We start from the raw sequence: 19,065 nt of genomic DNA, 5'->3' as shown, positions 1-19,065 counted from the left end.
GCGCACCTTTCTATCAATATGTAGTTGTCTTATGATGTCATTATTATAACATAAACTTCGTTAAAAAGAACAAACCTATTGAGCCTGACTGGATGGCTTCATACGTTGGAAAAATTGCTCGATGTCTTGCATGGCGATACCAGCATCTAGAGCTTCAAGTATTAAATCAATCCATTCTTGATCCAGTGCGTCTGTCTTATCTTTGTACAAATGTAATTCCTCCCTAATTATCGGTCATAATTGCTGCTACAGAATACATGATAATGAAATCCGATTTTGTGTTTTATGTAGTGAATTATCAAATATTGTGTAGATGAAACAAAGATAAAATCCCCATTAAACTCCCTCTATGGAAATTATAAATTGTTCGATAAAAACTTTCAATATTTTCAGAAAACATTGTTGAATTGTGATATATTCGTATGCTAACTATGAAATTTTTACAAATATATTAAAAACATTACATAATATGACTAAATATTGAAAAAATATTGAATTTTTAATAAAATTCAATTTGTAATACATATTATTTATTAGGGGAGGAAATAAGGGATGAACAAGAAACCGTTCAAAGTTTTGTCATCAATCGCATTGACAGCTGTATTAGGCCTTTCATTCGGAGCTGGCACTCAATCTGCATATGCTGAAACGCCTGTGAATAAAACAGCTACGAGCCCAGTTGATGATCATTTAATTCCGGAAGAACGTTTAGCAGATGCATTAAAAAAACGTGGGGTAATTGATTCGAAGGCTTCAGAGACAGAAACAAAGAAAGCAGTCGAAAAGTATGTAGAGAACAAAAAGGGTGAAAATCCTGGGAAAGAAGCAGCGAATGGGGACCAACTTACGAAAGATGCATCCGACTTTTTAAAGAAAGTGAAAGATGCGAAAGCAGACACGAAAGAAAAATTAAATCAACCAGCAACAGGCACACCTGCAGCGACAGGCCCAGTTAAAGGCGGTCTAAATGGTAAAGTACCAACTTCTCCAGCGAAACAAAAAGACTATAACGGTGAAGTTCGTAAAGACAAAGTACTCGTTTTACTTGTAGAGTACGCTGACTTTAAACATAATAATATCGACAAAGAGCCTGGATATATGTATTCTAACGATTTTAATAAAGAACATTATGAAAAAATGTTATTCGGCAACGAGCCATTCACATTAGATGATGGAAGTAAAATTGAAACGTTCAAACAATATTACGAAGAACAATCTGGTGGTAGTTACACAGTGGACGGAACAGTTACAAAATGGTTAACAGTTCCTGGTAAGGCGGCTGATTATGGTGCAGATGCTGCTAGCGGCGGCCATGATAATAAAGGACCAAAAGGGCCACGTGATTTAGTAAAAGATGCATTAAAAGCAGCTGTAGATAGTGGTATTGATTTATCAGAGTTCGACCAATTTGATCAATACGATGTAAATGGTGATGGAAATAAAAATCAACCAGACGGTTTAATCGATCACTTAATGATTATTCATGCGGGTGTTGGACAAGAGGCAGGCGGTGGTAAATTAGGCGATGATGCAATTTGGTCGCACCGTTGGACAGTTGGACCAAAGCCATTCCCAATTGAAGGTACACAAGCGAAAGTACCATATTGGGGTGGAAAGATGGCAGCATTCGACTACACAATTGAACCAGAAGATGGAGCGGTTGGTGTATTCGCACATGAATATGGTCACGATTTAGGTCTTCCAGATGAGTACGATACACAATATAGTGGTCAAGGTGAGCCGATTGAAGCTTGGTCTATTATGAGTGGCGGAAGCTGGGCTGGTAAAATCGCTGGAACGACGCCAACGAGTTTCTCACCACAAAATAAAGAGTTTTTCCAAAAAACAATCGGTGGTAACTGGGCAAATATCGTAGAAGTAGATTACGAGAAATTAAATAAAGGTATCGGTCTAGCGACATATTTGGATCAAAGTGTTACGAAATCTAACCGTCCGGGTATGATTCGTGTTAACTTACCAGACAAAGATATAAAAACAATTGAGCCGGCATTTGGAAAACAGTATTACTACAGCACAAAAGGTGATGATCTTCATACGAAGATGGAAACACCACTGTTCGATTTAACAAATGCAACGACTGCAAAATTTGACTTCAAATCATTATATGAAATTGAAGCAGAGTATGATTTCCTTGAAGTACACGCTGTAACGGAAGATGGTCAACAAACGTTAATTGAAAGACTTGGTGAGAAAGCAAATAGTGGAAATGCAGATTCGACAAATGGAAAATGGATTGACAAATCATATGATTTAAGTCAATTCAAAGGCAAGAAAGTAAAATTAACATTTGATTACATTACTGATGGTGGTTTAGCATTAAATGGATTCGCTCTTGATAATGCTTCATTAACAGTAGATGGTAAAGTAGCATTCTCTGATGACGCAGAAGGTACACCACAATTAAAATTAGATGGTTTCGTTGTATCTAACGGAACAGAGAAGAAAAAACATAACTACTATGTTGAGTGGAGAAACTATGCTGGGGCAGATAACGCGTTGAAATTTGCTCGCGGTCCAGTATTTAACACTGGTATGGTTGTATGGTATGCAGATTCAGCTTATACAGATAACTGGGTTGGTGTACATCCAGGACACGGTTTCCTTGGTGTAGTTGATTCTCATCCAGAAGCAATTGTTGGTACTTTAAATGGTAAACCAACAGTTAAGAGTAGTACAGGATTCCAAATCGCTGATGCAGCGTTCTCATTCGACAAAACGCCAGCTTGGAAAGTCGTATCTCCAACGCGTGGAACATTTACGTATGATGGTTTAGCAGGCGTACCAAAGTTTGATGATTCTAAAACGTATATTAATCAACAGATTCCAGATGCAGGACGTATTTTACCGAAGCTTGGTTTGAAATTTGAAGTAGTAGGACAAGCTGATGATAATTCTGCAGGTGCTGTTCGTTTATATCGTTAATACAGTAAAACTACCGAGAGATTTTCTTTCGGTAGTTTTTTTGTGAGCAATGAATTTTATATAGCTGAAAAAGTCATATATAATGTAACCTTAAGAATAGAAATTTGTTATATATGAAGTCTATATAAATAATGAAAGAATTGGATAAAAATAGTGGGAGAAGGTGAGTGAATGAGTATTTCCTCTATTGTAAGTAGGCAAAAGGAATATTTTTTAAAAGGGCATACGAGAAGCATCGAAATGAGGAAGAATAATTTGAAGAAGCTTTATGAAGGCATTCAGCGTTTTGAAGAAGAAATATTTCAGGCATTGAAATTAGATTTAAATAAGTCAGTTCACGAGTCGTTTACAACGGAAGTTGGATATGTATTAAAAGAAATTTCCTTTCAATTGAAACATATGTCATCGTGGAGTAAACCGAAACGAGTTCGAACAGCACTCACTCATTTTGGATCAAAAGGAAAAGTAGTGCCAGAACCGTATGGTGTGACGCTTATTATTGCACCGTGGAACTATCCTTTTCAATTAGCAATTGCACCACTTGTAGGAGCACTGGCAGCTGGAAATACAATCGTTTTAAAGCCGTCAGAGTTAACGCCAAGCGTTTCAAAAGTGCTTAAGAGAATGTTAGATGAATTATTCCCAGAAGAGCTTGTAGCGGTAGTAGAAGGTGGCGTTGAAGAGAGTACATCTTTGCTGAGGGAACCGTTTGATTATATTTTCTTTACTGGTAGTGTTGGAGTTGGAAAAGTTGTAATGGAAGCAGCAGCGAAACAGTTGACACCGCTCACTTTAGAACTTGGCGGGAAAAGTCCTTGTATTGTACATAAAGATGCAAAGATAGAGATGACAGCAAGAAGAATTGTTTGGGGTAAGTTTTTAAATGCAGGGCAGACGTGTGTAGCGCCTGATTATATGTATGTGCATTCTTCCGTGAAAGAAAAGCTAATTGAGGCACTGCGACATGAAATTACAGAGCAGTATAGTAAAGAACCTTTGCGAAATGAAAATTATGTGCGTATTGTAAGTGAGCGTCATTTTGAACGATTATGTGGATTCTTACAAGATGGTCAAGTCGTAATTGGTGGAAACTATAAGAAAGATACATTACATATTGAACCGACAGTACTAGCGGATATTACATGGAAAGATACTGTTATGGAAGATGAAATTTTTGGTCCGATTTTACCAATCATAGAGTACGACAACATAGAAGATGTAATTGGCACAATCCAGCAACATCCGAAGCCGTTAGCGTTATATGTATTTTCTGAAGATAAAGAAGTACAAAAGAAAGTGACGAGTAATATTTCATATGGTGGAGGCTGTATTAATGATGTTGTCTATCATCTTGCCACGCCATATTTACCTTTTGGGGGTGTTGGAAGTAGTGGATTAGGGGGTTATCATGGGAAAGAAAGTTTTCGGACTTTTTCACATTATAAAAGCATTTTAGCCCAATCTACAGCATTCGACATGAAAATTCGTTACTCTTCTACAAAAAGTGCTTTAAAATTCATACGAAAGTTGTTAAAATGATGATGGTGTTTATCAGTAGGCGTAGCCGTATGATAATAGCCCCTTCGCAATGGAAGGGGTTTTTCTGTTCGACGTTATGTATCATGCGAAAATGAATCCAACATACTACATAAAGAATAGAAACGAACGCTTGTTAAATAATCATTTTTGTTTGGATCGAAACAAAAAATAGTCTATAGAACATAAATATTTATTCATGAATATAAAAATTAAAAATTTAAGGTAGATAGGACGGGAAAATGAAAAAGATTATTAAAGTTGAAGCAGTTGAAAAACATTTTGGAAATCAAGTGATTATCCCACCTCTTTCTTTAGATATTAAAGAGGGAGAGTTTTTAACAATTTTAGGACCGAGTGGCTGCGGGAAAACGACTTTACTTCGTATGATCGCAGGATTTGAAACTCCAACTAAAGGGAATCTTTTATTAGATGCTGAAAGAATTAACGATTTGCCGCCATATAAGCGTCATATGAACCTAGTGTTCCAACATTACGCACTATTCCCACATATGACAGTAGAGAAGAATATTTGTTTTGGTATGAAAATGCAGAAAGTATCAGCAGCAGAGCAGAAAGAGCGTGCTGAAGAGGCAATGCGTTTAACGCAGTTACTTGAGTTCCGTAATCGTAAACCTGCGAAGCTTTCTGGTGGACAACAGCAGCGTGTTGCAATTGCAAGAGCGATTGTAAATAATCCGCGTGTATTACTATTAGATGAGCCACTTGGAGCGCTTGACTTTAAGTTACGAAAAGACTTGCAACGTGAATTGAAAAACTTACAACGTAATTTAGGAATTACGTTCATATACGTAACGCACGATCAAGAAGAAGCAATGAGCATGAGCGATCGTATTGTAGTTATGAATAAAGGACATATCGAACAAATCGGAACACCGAAAGAAATTTATAATAAGCCGAAAACATTGTTCGTTGCGACATTCATCGGTGAAAATAATATTGTGAAAAACGGGGAAGGCTATGTAGCAATTCGCCCTGAAAATGTAAAAGTACGTTCGGTTGAAGAGTCAATTTTAAAAGAATACCATCTTGGACATATTGAAGATATCGAGTTTGTCGGAAATATGGAGAAGCTTTATGTACGTGATGAGAAAACATCAGAATTACTAATGGCATATCAAACTGCTGAAGAGGCAGCGCAGTGGAGCATTGGAGATAATGTATATGTAGGCTGGGAGCAAGAGGACGAGGTGACCTTAAATTGAAAAAAGGGAAATTACTCGCACTACCTACAGTCGCGTGGCTGTTAATTTTCTTCCTAATCCCGCTCGTATTCGTATTAGGATTCGCCTTCATGCAGCGCGGAGCTTACGGGACAGTAGAAATGCAATTTACGCTGGAGAATATATCCCGTGTGTTTGATCCTTTGTACTTAGGAACGTTATGGGAAACTGTTAAGATCGCAGTTATTACAACAGTAATATGTTTATTAATTGGTTATCCGTTTGCGTATACAATTACAATTGTTGACCGCAAATACCGCTCTATTCTTTTATTATTGGCAACGATCCCGTTTTGGATTAACTTTCTTGTTCGTTCATACGCATGGATTGTTATTTTACGTTCACAAGGTCTTGTGAATACGTTGTTATTAAAGCTTGGCATTATTAGTGAACCGTTAAATTTATTATATAATACTCCTTCTGTAATACTCGGAATGGTCTATTCTTTATTACCATTTATGATTTTACCAGTGTATGCAGCAATTGAGCAGCTGGATAAGCGTAAGCTAGAAGCGGCTTATGATTTAGGAGCAACACCAATAAAGGCATTTTGGAATATAACAGTGCCGATGACGATGTCAGGAATTGCGACTGGTTCTATTTTAGTATTCGTTTCTTCTATCGGAATGTTTGTTGTATCAGACGTGATGGGCGGATCGAAAGTAGCATTAATCGGAAACGTTATTCAAAATCAATTCTTAGGTGCACGTGACTGGCCATTTGGATCTGCGTTATCGATTATCGTTGTTCTATTCTCTGTTCTGTTAATTTACTTATATTATCGTGCAACGAAAGTATATAAATATAATGAGAACGGAGGGGAATAGGCAAAGATGAAGAAGTTTTTAGTTTCTTATTCTTGGTTAATTTTGTTATTCTTGTATTTTCCAATGATGGTTTTAATGGTCTATTCTTTCAACGACTCTCGCATTAATGCGGAGTGGGAAGGTTTTACATTCCATTGGTATACAGATTTATTTCAAAAACAAGATGTTATTGATGCATTTGTAAATAGTATTACGATTGCAGTTATAACAACGATTGTGACAACGGTACTTGGTGTATTCTTTGCAATTGCTTTACATCGTTATAAATATCGTTTCGAAGGGGCTATTAATGGCCTTGTATATTTACCAATTTTAATTCCTGATATTTTAATGGGATTATCTTTACTAATTCTTTTCAGCCAGTTAGGAATGGAACTTGGACAAACAACGATTATTATTGCACATATTACATTTAGTATTTCGTTTGTTGTTGTTATTTTAGCTGCGCGTCTTTCAAGTATGGGACGTGACTTAGAAGAAGCTGCAAATGATCTAGGAGCAACGCCTTGGCAAACGTTTCGTTATGTAACGTTCCCAGCAATTGCACCGGGAGTTATTTCGGCAGCATTATTAACATTCACATTATCAATTGATGATTTTGTAATTAGTTTCTTCGTATCAGGACCAGGATCAACAACATTGCCATTATATATTTACAGTATGGTTAAGCGCGGAGTATCACCAGAAATTAATGCTCTTTCTACAATTTTAATTGTTGCTATCGTAGGATTAATGGTTCTATCTGAAATCTTCCGGAATAAAGGTGCAGATGGTGAAGAAAACTCTGGAGGACACCTTCCTTTATAATACGAACGATATAGAAAGTACAAGGGGGTAATAAACCGATGAAATTAATGAAAAGAATAGCTGGCGCAGCAATTAGTTTTAGCCTTGTTGCTGGTGTGCTTGCTGGTTGTGGTGAAAAGAAAGAAGAATTAAATATTTATAGCTGGGCTGACAATTTTGATGAGCAAGTGCTAAAAGATTTTGAAAAGAAATATAATGTGAAAATTAACTATGACAAGTACGCAAGTAATGAAGAAATGCTTGCGAAATTACAAGCTGGTGGCGCAAAGTACGACTTAATCCAGCCGTCTGATTACATGGTTAAAACAATGGCGAAAATGGACTTATTAGCGCCGTTAGATAAAAAGAATATCCCGAATATCGAAAATATGGTTTCTAATTTCAAAACACCTGCGTTTGATCCAGAGAATAAATATTCTTTAGTGTACACTTGGGGTGTAACAGGGATTGCATACAATAAAAAGTATGTGAAAGAAGCACCTACAAGCTGGGCGGACTTATGGAATGAGAAATATAAAGGACATGTAACGTTACTGAACGATTCTCGTGAAGTATTAGGAGTGGGTCTTAAGAAGCACGGGTTCTCAAACAGTACGAAAGACGATGCACAATTAAAGACAGCAGCAGATGATTTAAAGAAGCTGCTTCCAAACTTATTAGCATTTGATACAGATAACATTAAACAAAAATTCATTACAGAAGATGCTTGGATCGGAACAGTTTGGTCTGGAGATGCAGCATTTATCGCAAAAGATAATAAAGATGTAGAATATGTTGTACCGAAAGAAGGCGGCACAATTTGGGCTGATACGTTAGCAATTCCAAAAGGTGCAAAACATAAAGAGCTTGCTGAGAAATTTATGAACTACTTACTAGATGAAAAAGTAAGTGTGAAAAACTACGAGTCAATTGGTTACAGTAATCCAAATGAAAAAGCTCATCCTCTTCATAGTAAAGAATACCGTGATAATCACATGATTTTCTTAACGAAAGAAGAGTTAGATCGTACAGAATGGCTTGTTGATGTAGACGATAAGTTAAAAGACTATGATCGTTACTGGACAGAGCTAAAAACAAAAGGTAAATAAGTAAGGAAATGCGGTTTCTAAAGTAGAAATCGCATTTTTTCATAGTAGGAGGAAATCGTTTGAAGAAGAAGTTACATCAGTATGAGGTGATGTGTATCGGTTTGTTATTTGCTGTATTTGGTATTGTTGCTTGGCGCGTACATGCAGGTGGCGTTACAGTGATGGATACATATGTCCGTGGATTAGTAAGAGGGCTACAAACGGAAAGTTCTCTTATATTTTTCTCGTACTTTACAAAATTGGGATCAGCAATTGGGATAGTCACTACGCTCGTTATAAGTTTGCTTGTTTTTTGGAAGAAGCGTTATTATGCTGCGATGATTGTATATCCAATGGGGATTTTAATAACACATCTTGTGAATAAAGGGATAAAAGAGATTGTAAAGAGAGAACGTCCGTCATTAAATGAAGGGCTAGATGCACTTGGATATAGTTTTCCTAGTGGACATGCAATGCTATCGATTATGACATTTGGATTTCTTACTTATATCATTGCTGCTAATTTGAAAAGCGTAGCTGGGAAATGTGTCACAACGATTTTGATGGGTATAGTAATTCTATCGATTGGATTAAGTAGAGTCATTTTAAATGTACATTACCCAACTGATATTTTAGCTGGTTACTGCGTAGGTGGTATTTTGTTAATTATCGCGATTTACTACCATCGTTTACTTACTGAGAGATTAGGGCTTAATAAGGAGAGATAGAAAAACGTCTGGAAAAACTATTATTATAGTTTTTCCAGACGTTTTTTGTTTATATCAAGATGTGATACAGTATAAGTGACAATTGAATTATTTAAAGTAGGTGAAAATGTGTGAAGACAAATGTACATAAAGTTGATAAGTGGGGGAAGTTAGGAGCTTTTTTGTATCAGTTTCGTTATACAGTAATTGTAGCGTTACTGTTGCTCGCAATCGCACTTGGGATTTTTGCTCCAAAGCTACCGGGAGTATTAGGTGGTGACGGTTTCCAAACGGAAGGCGACTATCAAAAAACAAAAGAAATTTTAGATCAAGATTTTAAGAAGTCTCAAGATACGCTTCTGCTCGTTTTTGAGAAAAATAAAGATGCTTCGCATGAGGAATTTAAAAAGCGAATAGATGAAATTGTAAAGAATGTTCAAGAGAAAGAGAGCTATGAATCTTTCCATCACCCAATCCAAAATAAAGAAATGCTACAAGATGACATCGGTTATGCGACAATTTTATTTTCCGGGAAAACAAATAAAGAAAGAATGGAAAAGACATTACAATTTGCTGATGAGATTGAGAAAGAAAGTAATGTAGCATTAAAAGTAACACCTACAGGATTTCCGAAAATTAATCAAGAGATTAATGAAAGAACGCAAAATGATTTAAAAGTAGCAGAAATGATTGGATTACCAATCGCGTTTCTTGTATTACTATTTTCGTTTGGTAGTCTTTTGGCATCAATTTTACCGATTTTGAATGGGGCGCTTAGTGTTATTAGTACGATGGGGATATTGTATTTCATCGGTGTTGATAAAGAACTATCTATTTTCGTGTTAAACGTTGCGCCGATGATTGGACTTGCATTATCTATTGATTTTGCGCTATTATTTGTGAACCGTTTTCGAGAGGAAGTTGCTAAACGAACGGTAAAAGAAGCGATAGCAATTACATATCAAACGGCAGGACGTGCGATTGTATTTTCAGGATTATGCGTATTTGTTGGGTTATCCGGTTTGTTTTTCTTTAAGATAGATTATATTCAATCTGTCGCGATTAGCGGAATGATTGTTGTCATTATGAGCATTTTATTCTCACTCACACTTCTTCCAGCACTATTATCGTTAATAGGTAAAAGAATATTAAAAAAGAATCAAGTAGCACATACGCCGGCAAAAGCATGGCGTAAATTTGCACAATTTGTGATGAAACATCCAATTGCAATGATTATTGTTGTTACAACATTTATTGTTATTTGCTTATTACCGTTACGTACAGCTAATTTGCAGTTCCCTGGTGTTGAAGCTTTACCTGAAAAGAGTGATACAAGGATTGCATATGAAAAGTATGAAGAAGCATTTAATGAAACTGTCAAAACACACGCTGATGTTACGTTAGTTGTAGAGACGAAAAAAGATATGAAAGAAAAAGAAAGTCTACAAAAGATAGAAGAAGTCGTTCGAAAGTTAAAAGATGATAAGAAAGTACATGAAGTAAGAAGTTTATACGACGGGTTAACTGGAATGAAAGCAAATCAAGTTGTTGGAATATTGCAGTCGCCAGAATCAGCGAAACTAACTCCTGTATTTGAAGCATACACGCAAGGGAATAAGACGACGATAGAAATCTTTTTGAAAACAAAACCACGTACAGAGACTGCAAAACAGTGGGTACGTGACTTTAAAAAGAACTATAAAGAAACGGATGTTACGTATTATCTAGGCGGAATGACGACGTTTCAACAAGAATTAGAAGATGAAATTAAAGATAAAGTTGTAATTGGTATGTCTGTTATATTTGGATCGACCTTTGTTATATTATTATTTGCATTCCGATCTATACTCATTCCAATTAAGGCAATTGTTATGAATATACTTAGTTTAAGTGCAACCATTGGAATTGTTGTTTGGTTATTTGAAGGTGGTCATTTCGGTTTAGAAGCAAGTCCGGTTCTGTTTGTCTTACCAATCTTCATTTTTGGCCTCGTATTTGGGCTTAGTATGGATTATGAAGTATTTCTTATTTCACGTATTCATGAGCTCTATGAAGAAACAGGAGATAACGATCAAGCAACGTTAGAAGGGCTCGTTTCAACAAGTAGAATCATTACATCAGCTGCTTTAATAATGATTGTTGTAACTGGTGCATTCGCATTTACTGATATTTTACCAGTAAAGCAGATGGGTCTTGGCGTTGCATTAGCAATATTTCTTGATGCAACAATTATTCGTCTTATGCTCGTACCAAGCTTAATGAAGTTATTTGGAGACTGGAACTGGTGGTTACCATTTCGAAAAAAACGAGAAAAAGCATCGTAAAAAATGCTCATCAATATGATGAGCATTTTTTATGAATAGCAAAGCCTACATTTTGCAAATAGTATGTGATAAGAACATTACATAATAAGTAGGTGAAGGCAATGTTTCGTTATTTTAAGTTTAAGTTAAATGATACAGTACAGTTTGCTGAGAACGATGGGCATATGTATCGCATTGTCGGTTATCGGTTAGAAAAAGGATTTTATCCAAAAGATGAATGGACTCATATCATTTATGAACTACTTAGAGAATTTGACGGGTATACGATGGATGCAGAAGAGGAAGAACTTGTAAAGGTCGTTCAAGTAGAGGATGAGTATTACAAAATACAAGAAGTATCAGGTTATCGCTATCCAGTAAAAATGAAACAAAAACAACAAGTGATGAAAATAGAAAAGATGGACGATTTATTAGATGCTTACAATGATTATAAAAGGTTGGCGGATTTCTTTAAGGATTTATCGTATGAACAAAAAGCTGAAGAAGTATTATTAGAAATGAAAAGACTTAGAGCTTGAGGGGCAGTCTATTATAAGACTGTCCTCTATTTTTGACAGTGCATCAAAGTGTGTTTTCCGTTACAATGAGAGAATCAATAGAAATAAGGTGATAAACAGTATGAAAACAAAGAAAAAGGGCGAATGGTGTGAAATTATCGTTCCAGCTAAATGGAATGGTATAAGTATTGAATCGGTATTAAAAGTAGAATGGGAAATACCGAAAAAGCTATTACATCAGCTTCGTATGGAAAAAGGTGTTACGGTTAACGGGGAACAAAGAAGATGGAATGAGCTTTTAAAAGAGAACGATAAGTTACAAGTCCATATGTTTGCGGAGGAAGAGTACGGTGTAGATCCAGAATATGGTGAATTACATGTAGTATACGAAGATGATCACGTACTTATCGTAAATAAACCAGAGCAAATGGACACACACCCTGCTGAAAAAGGTGGAACCGGGACGCTTGCAAATCTTGTTGCTTTTCATTTTCAAATGCAAGGTTTAGAGACGAAGGTGCGTCATATTCATCGTTTAGATAAAGATACGACAGGTGGTGTCGTGTTTGCTAAGCATAGAATTGCTGGTGCAATTATGGATCGTCTATTAATGGAAAGAAAAATTAAAAGAACGTACGCAGCGCTCGTTGAAGGGAAAGTAAAGAAGAAACAAGGAAAGATTGATGCTGCTATCGGAAGGGATCGCCATCATGCTACAAGGCGTCGTATTTCTCCAAAAGGTGACCAAGCTATCACATATTATAAAGTAGAAAAGTATTTTAAGAAGCAAAACACGACTTTCGTAACGTTACAATTAGAAACGGGTAGAACACATCAAATTCGTGTTCATATGAGTCATAATGGTAATCCACTAGTTGGGGATGTATTATATGGTGGACAAACAAAATATATGTCCAGTCAAGCATTGCATGCGATGAAGATAAATTTCTTGCATCCAATTACGAAAGAAGCAATTGAAGTTGATGTGCCGTTTCCTACAAATTTAAATAAAAAAATAAAAGAATTTCAAAAAGAAAATGCGTAAAGTATAAGTTTTAACTTGAAAAAAGTAGATTTTTGCAGGGATTTCTCTAAAAGAAGCGAAGCCGTTAAGAGAAAAGAGAGGTGAGAATCACTTGATCAAATATAAGTATGTACTTGGAATATTTTTCGCTTGTCTTTTACTTACTCTATTTCTCTATCCCTATTTACCAAATCGTATGGCAGTACATTGGAATGTAAATGGTGAGCCAAACGAGTTTATGAGTAAACAAGTTGTTGTAGCATTTATTCCTTGTTTTATTATTTTTTCATATGGATTTTTGTATATTATTTCACATAATATATTTAAGTTTAATGAAAGAGAGCATGGTATTATAGGCGGATTTATAAAGAAAATTACGTTATTTATGTTGTTTATTCATATGCTTATCCTCTTTATTAATTTTGGGGATTTGATATCCTTTCAAACAGGATTAACGATTGGGATTAGTATGTTTCTTTTTATGCTGAGTAAAGAATTTAAGAAAATAAAAGGCAAAGAAAAAGATCCAATTAAATTACAAAAAATTCGTTTAGTAAGTAGACGAATTTTTCAAGTGATGGCATGTGGCATATTGTTTTCATTGTTTTTGAACTTAGAGTGGGGATTTTATGTATTGCTTAGTGTAATAAGCTGTGGATCTATGTTGTTTATGTTATATATTTTCTATTCATACATAATAGAAAGCTATGAAACTTAAAAAAGAGTCTTCTCATGAGAAGACTCTTTTAATCTATTTATTTCGTAATAAATTGTTGTGTCCAGTAGTTGCCGCTTTCTACATAGCCAACACCGATGTGAGTGAAGCCGTTATTTAAGATGTTTGCACGGTGTCCAGCGCTGTTCATCCAAGCTTGTACTACTTCTTCAGGTGTACGTTGGCCTTGAGCGATGTTTTCACCTGCAGATGTATAAGAAATACCAAATTTCTTCATCATATCAAACGGAGATCCGTATGTAGGACTGTTATGATCAAAGTAGTTGTTTTTTTGCATATCTTCAGACTTAATACGTGCTACTTTACTTAATTCAGTATCGATTTTTAGTGCTGGTAAGCCTTGTTTTGCACGCTCAGCGTTTGTTAATTCAACAACACGTTGTTCGAACTCGCTTAAAGATTTTGCTTCTTCAGCAGGCTTTTGCTCAGCTGGTTTTTGTTCAGCAGGTTTTTGAGTATTGTTGTTTTCAGCAGGTTTTTGAGCTTCTGGTTTTTGAACTTCTTCAGCAGGCTTTTGCTCGGCTGGTTTTTGTTCAACTGGCTTTTGAGTTTCTGGCTTAGCTGTTGGTTGCTCAGTTACAACATTTTCAGTAGGTTGTTGATCAGGAATGAAGCAGTTTGGTTGGAAGTTTCCTTGTTGCCATTGTGCTAATGATTCAACTCCCATAGATTGTAAGAATGCTTGTAATTCTTGTTGGCTCATTTGTTTCATCATCACTTTTGAATGCTGAATATTTTGAACCTTTAAGTTAGATGGTTGTACTGTTGCAGCTTGTGCATCTAGAGAAGATACTCCTAAAGTAAGAGCTGTTGCAGCAGCTACAGATAATAAAACACGCTTTTTCATGATGTGTGTCCCCCTATATAAAGTTTTAATTTGTTTTCACACGATTTGTTTTTGACAGCCTGTCTGACTGACAAATTCATCGTAGCATACAATTTGCGAGAAAAAAGATGGAAAAAAATTCATAGACTTTAAAATTACCTAATTTATCCTAAGAGAAGGAGGGAGCAAAAATAAGAGAAATATAGAGTATAAAAGGAATTTATAGTGTTTTTATACTTGGTTTTAAGAGGGGGTTTTTGGATAAAGTTACCTAAATAGAAAATGAAGAATCCTATTGTATCAATGGTTTGAGCGATTTTTTGAGGAATATAATGGATTGATTTTTACAAAACTGTAATGTTTCTGTTGTTCTTTTTTATAATAAAGTAACATATTTTTAATGTTGTAGCAGACAAAAAAGCGGCTATCTCTTTACATAGACGAAGGAGATAGCCGTTTTCCTATTATTACGTATGTTACGAGTTAGTTTCAATTGCTTCTAATAATAAATCCACAATGTGAATTCCTCTTATCTTATGAGAAAGCCCTTCTCGCTCAATACCCAATTTCATTTGTAATAAACAACCTGGATTTGCAGTAACAATGGTTGCTGCTTCTGTTTCATGCACACGGTCCATTTTGTAATCTAGAAATTCCATTGATAACTCTGAATGAACAATATTGTAAATACCAGCAGAGCCACAGCAACGATCGGCATCTTTCATTTCTCGATATGTTGCACCTTGGATAGCCTCTAGTAACATACGAGGTTCAGAAGATGTGCGCATAACATTGCGTAAATGACAAGAGTCTTGATACGTAATAACTTGCGGCGTGAGTCGTAAGTCAGTTCGCTTATGGAAGTCTAGTTCTACTAGTATAGCAGTAATATCTTTAATCTTAGAAACAAACTGCTTAGCACGTTCAGCCCAATCCGGATCATCCTTTAAAAGATAATCATAGTCTACGAGGTAAGCTCCGCAACCACCTGCATTCGTAATAATATAGTCGATGTTTAAGTCTTCGAATGCTTTTATATTGCGCTTTGCTAATTCTTTTGCTCCACTCTTTTCACCAGCATGTCCATGCAATGCACCGCAGCAACTTTGTGTTTTCGGAATAACGATATCACAACCAGCTAATTGAAGAAGTTTCATCGTTGCGTTATTTGTTTCTAAAAACATCGTATCCATTAAGCAGCCTGTGAAGAATGCAACTTGTTTTTTCTTTGTACTTTCTGCAGGTAAAAATGAAGGACGATCTTTCATCGCTTTCATTTTAGGGACTTTTGGTAAAACGAGATCCATCGTTGCAAGTGTTTCGGGGAATAACTTCATAATCCCTGTTTTATGTGTTAGCGTTTGTAAACCAGAACGTTGATAAAATCCGATTAGTCCAGTTAATGTTCTCATTCGATTTTGATGGGGGAATAATCCTTCAAAAACGACTTTTCGAACAGCTTTCACTGGCACCGAGAATTTTTTATTTTGATTAATAATATCACGAGCTTCTTCTAATAAATGCCCATAATTTACACCAGATGGACAAACAGGCTCACAAGCACGGCAACCAAGACAAACGTTTAATGTATTCTCAACATCTTCATCTGGTTCGATTAAACCATCAACGACAGCTTTCATTAATGCGATACGTCCGCGCGGTGAATGTGACTCTTTATATCCGGATTGAATGTAGGTAGGACAAGTAGGTAAACAAAAACCGCATCGCATACAGTTTAGTAATTCATCTTCACTTAATCGTTCTTTAAATTCTTTTTGAATATTTTCTTTATTCAATGTCGTCATCGCTCAACCACCACTCTTTTTCGGGTGTCTTTCGCGAACATTTTTCCAGGATTCATAATGTTATTTGGATCGAAAGCTTGCTTTATTCCTTGCATAGCTGCAATACCTTCCTTACCTAATTTCATTTCTAAATATGGAGCTTTCATCGCACCAACACCATGTTCACCAGTAATTGTGCCACCAAGTTCAATTGCTTTCGCAAATATTTCAGCAAAAGCTTGTTCAGCTCGGTGCATTTCTTCTGCATTACGAGCGTCTGTCATACAAGTTGGATGTAAGTTACCATCACCAGCGTGTCCAAACGTACAAATAGGAATATTATATTTTTTTGCAATGGTATTAATAGCTTCAACCATTGGAGCTATTTGTGAACGTGGTACAGTTGCATCTTCTAATATTGTAGTAGGTTTTAATCGTGCGAGCGCTGATAGGGCACTACGGCGAGCGGTACGAAGCGCATCTGCTTCCGTCTCATCTTTTGCAACGCGAACATCAACTGCATTCATAGAGTGACAAACGTTAGCCATTTTTTCAATATCTCGATTGACTACTTCGGGTGGACCGTCTTGTTCGATTAATAAAATTGCTTTTACATCTGTAGGTAAACCGATTTGTGCAAACTCTTCTACTACTTCAATTGTCGGTTGGTCTAAAAACTCCAGTGTTGCTGGAATGATTTTATTTGCAATAATAGAAGAAACAGCACGTGCAGCTTCATTAATATCTTCATATAATGCAAGCATTGTTTTCTTTGTTTCAGGCATAGGAACAAGTTTTAATATGGCTTCTGTTACCACGCCAAGTGTTCCTTCAGAACCGATAAATAAACGAGTTAAATCGTAACCAGCTACATCTTTTGCTAATTTACCACCAGTGCGAATAATATCACCATTTGGTAAGACAAGTTCAAGCCCCATTACATAATCACGTGTTACGCCATATTTCAAACCGCGTAATCCACCTGAGTTTTCATTAATATTACCGCCGATTGTAGAAATTTTCATCGAGCTTGGATCTGGTGGATAAAATAAACCTTTTTCTTCTACCGCTTTAATAATATCAAGTGTAATGACACCAGCTTGTACAGTAATTGTTAAGTTTTCTTCATCAATTTCTAAAATATTGTTCATATGGCGGAAAATAAGGACGATACCGCCTTCAAGTGGACATGTTCCTGCGCAAAGATTTGTTCCAGACCCGCGCACATACACAGGAATTTTGTGAGTGTTACATACTTTTAACACTTCAGCTACTTCATTTGTATTACGAGGAGCAATGACTGCATCAGGCATTGCTTGGAAGTTTGGAGTGGCATCATAACTATAAGTTAAACGCCCCATATTGGATGTATCTACATTATCTTCGCCAACAATAGATACGAATGAATGAATAATTTGTTTTTCTAACATTGGAAATCCCCCTCAAACTGTTAACGTGTTTAGTTATAATAAACAACGTGGTAACAGTGCTTTCATTATAATGATAAAAAAGTCGAGGGATTCTTTCTATGTATAATCATCTAAAGATTAATCTGTTTTATCGTTCTTTTTTGTATGATTATCTAATAGGAGGAGTGCGAAGTATAAAACGTTTAAGTCTTTGAATTGTTTTGGATCAAGTCCTGTATGTTCTTCAATCTTTTTTAGCCTATAATGTAAGGTGTTAATGTGTATATGTAATTGTTTAGCTGTCTGTTTATAAGATTGGTTATAATCGATAAATAAGCGTAAAGTGTGCATAAGCTCAGGAGATGATAGTAAGCTTTCGATGGTACGCTCTAGAAATTGTTCACGCGTTTCGGCAGAAATATCTTGTAAACACATTTCTAAACGTAAATCTTCATTAAATACAATTTTTTGCGTTTCCAATGATACAGAAAGAGCACGTAATGCTTGTTCGTAACATATGTTCATATTGTTTGGGGTAACTGTTTGCCCAATCCCGATATATAAAGGAATAGAAAATAAAGCTTCGCAGTCTTGTTTTAACCGTTTTAAAAACTGATAAGTTTGTTCTTTGGAGCTCATCGCTGTAAATAAAATAAAACGATCATTTCCCCAGCGAACAAATAGATGCTCTTTTGTTAAAATATTTCGTACATGTTGCCATATTTTACGCTGGAGCATTGTATCATTTTTGCCAATAGAAAACAAAACAAGTTGTTTTTTCTTATATAAATCAATGCCAAGTGTTTTGGCACGATCAAGAAAACTCGGGGACCACTCTGTATTTTGAAGCCAATCAAAGACAAAAGCTTCATAAGAACGGTGCTCAAGTTCTAATTGCTCTAAAAAGTAGTTTTCATGAATTAATAATTCGGTCATCTTACGCAATATTTCTCCGTAGCGTGAAATATTTTCAGGTTCTCCGGTAATCCCAATGACACCAATTACTTCATCATGAAATAATAGAGGAAGATTCATCCCAGCCTTTACACCTTGCAATCGCCTTTCATCTTCTTTTGTAATGATGACGGTTTTCTTTTGTTTAGCGCAGCGGAGTGCACCTTCATGAAATTGGCCAATTCTTTCTGTATCTGTACTTGCGATAATAACGCCTTCTATATTAATGATAATTATATTTTCTGTAATTAGTCTGCGTACTTCTCGTACAATTTTATTCGCTAAATCAGGAAATAGCATAATTGACACACCTCAAATTCTATTTGTTGTACATTATATATGTAAATTGAGTAAGAAAGGGGAATTTCACACTTTCCACA

General features: G+C 35.8%; 16 protein-coding genes. 11 read left to right on the top strand and 5 right to left on the bottom strand.

Annotated features, from left to right (window positions below):
• Positions 1-75: 75 nt before the first annotated feature.
• Positions 76-210: an anti-repressor SinI family protein gene (locus AU379_RS20955; protein WP_000276219.1), complete on the bottom strand. Its 135-nt coding sequence runs from the start codon at positions 208-210 to the stop codon at positions 76-78.
• A gap of 342 nt (positions 211-552) precedes the next feature.
• Here AU379_RS20955 and inhA1 point away from each other — a divergent pair, with 342 nt between their 5' ends.
• The 11 genes from inhA1 (at position 553) to AU379_RS20900 (ending at position 13,694) form a co-directional block, all read left to right on the top strand.
• Positions 553-2,943: a M6 family metalloprotease immune inhibitor InhA1 gene (inhA1, locus tag AU379_RS20950; protein WP_061139685.1), complete on the top strand. Its 2,391-nt coding sequence runs from the start codon at positions 553-555 to the stop codon at positions 2,941-2,943.
• 171 nt (positions 2,944-3,114) lie between these two features.
• Positions 3,115-4,482: an aldehyde dehydrogenase gene (locus AU379_RS20945; RefSeq protein ID WP_000028383.1), complete on the top strand. Its 1,368-nt coding sequence runs from the start codon at positions 3,115-3,117 to the stop codon at positions 4,480-4,482.
• Between the two features lie 239 nt (positions 4,483-4,721).
• Positions 4,722-5,705 (top strand): spermidine/putrescine ABC transporter ATP-binding protein PotA, encoded by a 984-nt coding sequence (potA, locus tag AU379_RS20940; RefSeq protein WP_000720318.1) that lies wholly within the window; start codon positions 4,722-4,724, stop codon positions 5,703-5,705.
• On the top strand, positions 5,702-6,550 hold the full coding sequence (gene potB, locus AU379_RS20935; protein WP_000715500.1) for a spermidine/putrescine ABC transporter permease PotB: 849 nt from the start codon (positions 5,702-5,704) through the stop codon (positions 6,548-6,550). Before potA ends, potB begins: the two co-directional genes overlap by 4 nt.
• 6 nt (positions 6,551-6,556) lie before the next feature.
• Positions 6,557-7,357 carry a spermidine/putrescine ABC transporter permease PotC gene (potC, locus tag AU379_RS20930; RefSeq protein ID WP_000714192.1) on the top strand — a complete coding sequence of 267 codons (801 nt, stop codon included), beginning with the start codon at positions 6,557-6,559 and terminating at the stop codon, positions 7,355-7,357.
• 38 nt (positions 7,358-7,395) lie between these two features.
• Positions 7,396-8,445: a spermidine/putrescine ABC transporter substrate-binding protein PotD gene (gene potD / locus AU379_RS20925; RefSeq protein WP_000772485.1), complete on the top strand. Its 1,050-nt coding sequence runs from the start codon at positions 7,396-7,398 to the stop codon at positions 8,443-8,445.
• Positions 8,446-8,504: 59 nt separating this feature from the next.
• A complete protein-coding gene (locus AU379_RS20920; protein ID WP_044584239.1) occupies positions 8,505-9,152 on the top strand; it encodes a phosphatase PAP2 family protein in 648 nt (215 codons plus the stop codon).
• A gap of 110 nt (positions 9,153-9,262) precedes the next feature.
• Complete coding sequence (locus tag AU379_RS20915; RefSeq protein WP_000856419.1) at positions 9,263-11,455, top strand: MMPL family transporter; 2,193 nt, start codon at positions 9,263-9,265, stop codon at positions 11,453-11,455.
• Between the two features lie 101 nt (positions 11,456-11,556).
• Complete coding sequence (locus AU379_RS20910; protein WP_000490301.1) at positions 11,557-11,973, top strand: hypothetical protein; 417 nt, start codon at positions 11,557-11,559, stop codon at positions 11,971-11,973.
• Between the two features lie 100 nt (positions 11,974-12,073).
• Complete coding sequence (locus AU379_RS20905) at positions 12,074-12,997, top strand: RluA family pseudouridine synthase (protein ID WP_061139684.1); 924 nt, start codon at positions 12,074-12,076, stop codon at positions 12,995-12,997.
• A gap of 91 nt (positions 12,998-13,088) precedes the next feature.
• Positions 13,089-13,694 (top strand): DUF1648 domain-containing protein, encoded by a 606-nt coding sequence (locus tag AU379_RS20900; protein WP_000598995.1) that lies wholly within the window; start codon positions 13,089-13,091, stop codon positions 13,692-13,694.
• A 37-nt stretch (positions 13,695-13,731) separates the two neighbouring features.
• Here AU379_RS20900 and AU379_RS20895 read toward each other — a convergent pair whose 3' ends face one another.
• The 4 genes from AU379_RS20895 to AU379_RS20880 form a co-directional block, all read right to left on the bottom strand.
• Entirely contained in the window at positions 13,732-14,559 is an 828-nt protein-coding gene (locus AU379_RS20895) for a CAP domain-containing protein (protein ID WP_061139683.1), read from the bottom strand.
• A gap of 455 nt (positions 14,560-15,014) precedes the next feature.
• Positions 15,015-16,343: a (Fe-S)-binding protein gene (locus AU379_RS20890; RefSeq protein WP_000209648.1), complete on the bottom strand. Its 1,329-nt coding sequence runs from the start codon at positions 16,341-16,343 to the stop codon at positions 15,015-15,017.
• Positions 16,340-17,752, bottom strand: a complete 1,413-nt coding sequence (glcD, locus tag AU379_RS20885; protein ID WP_000890754.1) for a glycolate oxidase subunit GlcD — start codon at positions 17,750-17,752, stop codon at positions 16,340-16,342. The genes AU379_RS20890 and glcD overlap by 4 nt, the downstream gene beginning before the upstream one ends.
• Before the next feature lie 117 nt (positions 17,753-17,869).
• Positions 17,870-18,994: a sugar diacid recognition domain-containing protein gene (locus tag AU379_RS20880; RefSeq protein ID WP_157462722.1), complete on the bottom strand. Its 1,125-nt coding sequence runs from the start codon at positions 18,992-18,994 to the stop codon at positions 17,870-17,872.
• Positions 18,995-19,065: the final 71 nt, after the last annotated feature.

Origin of the sequence: Bacillus sp. JH7 (genome assembly GCF_001563515.1) — a bacterium.
Lineage (GTDB): Bacteria > Bacillota > Bacilli > Bacillales > Bacillaceae_G > Bacillus_A > Bacillus_A cereus.
Note: the sequence above shows the minus strand (reverse complement) of the source record. Positions and strands in the feature narration are given on the sequence as shown.

Excerpts from the sequence above, each read along its gene's own strand:
- inhA1 (WP_061139685.1), top strand. The coding sequence starts at position 553 with ATGAACAAGAAACCGTTCAAAGTTTTGTCATCAATCGCATTGACAGCT.
- AU379_RS20945 (WP_000028383.1), top strand. The coding sequence starts at position 3,115 with ATGAGTATTTCCTCTATTGTAAGTAGGCAAAAGGAATATTTTTTAAAA.
- potA (WP_000720318.1), top strand. The coding sequence starts at position 4,722 with ATGAAAAAGATTATTAAAGTTGAAGCAGTTGAAAAACATTTTGGAAAT.
- potC (WP_000714192.1), top strand. The coding sequence starts at position 6,557 with ATGAAGAAGTTTTTAGTTTCTTATTCTTGGTTAATTTTGTTATTCTTG.
- potD (WP_000772485.1), top strand. The coding sequence starts at position 7,396 with ATGAAATTAATGAAAAGAATAGCTGGCGCAGCAATTAGTTTTAGCCTT.
- AU379_RS20910 (WP_000490301.1), top strand. The coding sequence starts at position 11,557 with ATGTTTCGTTATTTTAAGTTTAAGTTAAATGATACAGTACAGTTTGCT.
- AU379_RS20905 (WP_061139684.1), top strand. The coding sequence starts at position 12,074 with ATGAAAACAAAGAAAAAGGGCGAATGGTGTGAAATTATCGTTCCAGCT.
- AU379_RS20895 (WP_061139683.1), bottom strand. The coding sequence starts at position 14,559 with ATGAAAAAGCGTGTTTTATTATCTGTAGCTGCTGCAACAGCTCTTACT.
- AU379_RS20890 (WP_000209648.1), bottom strand. The coding sequence starts at position 16,343 with ATGACGACATTGAATAAAGAAAATATTCAAAAAGAATTTAAAGAACGA.
- glcD (WP_000890754.1), bottom strand. The coding sequence starts at position 17,752 with ATGTTAGAAAAACAAATTATTCATTCATTCGTATCTATTGTTGGCGAA.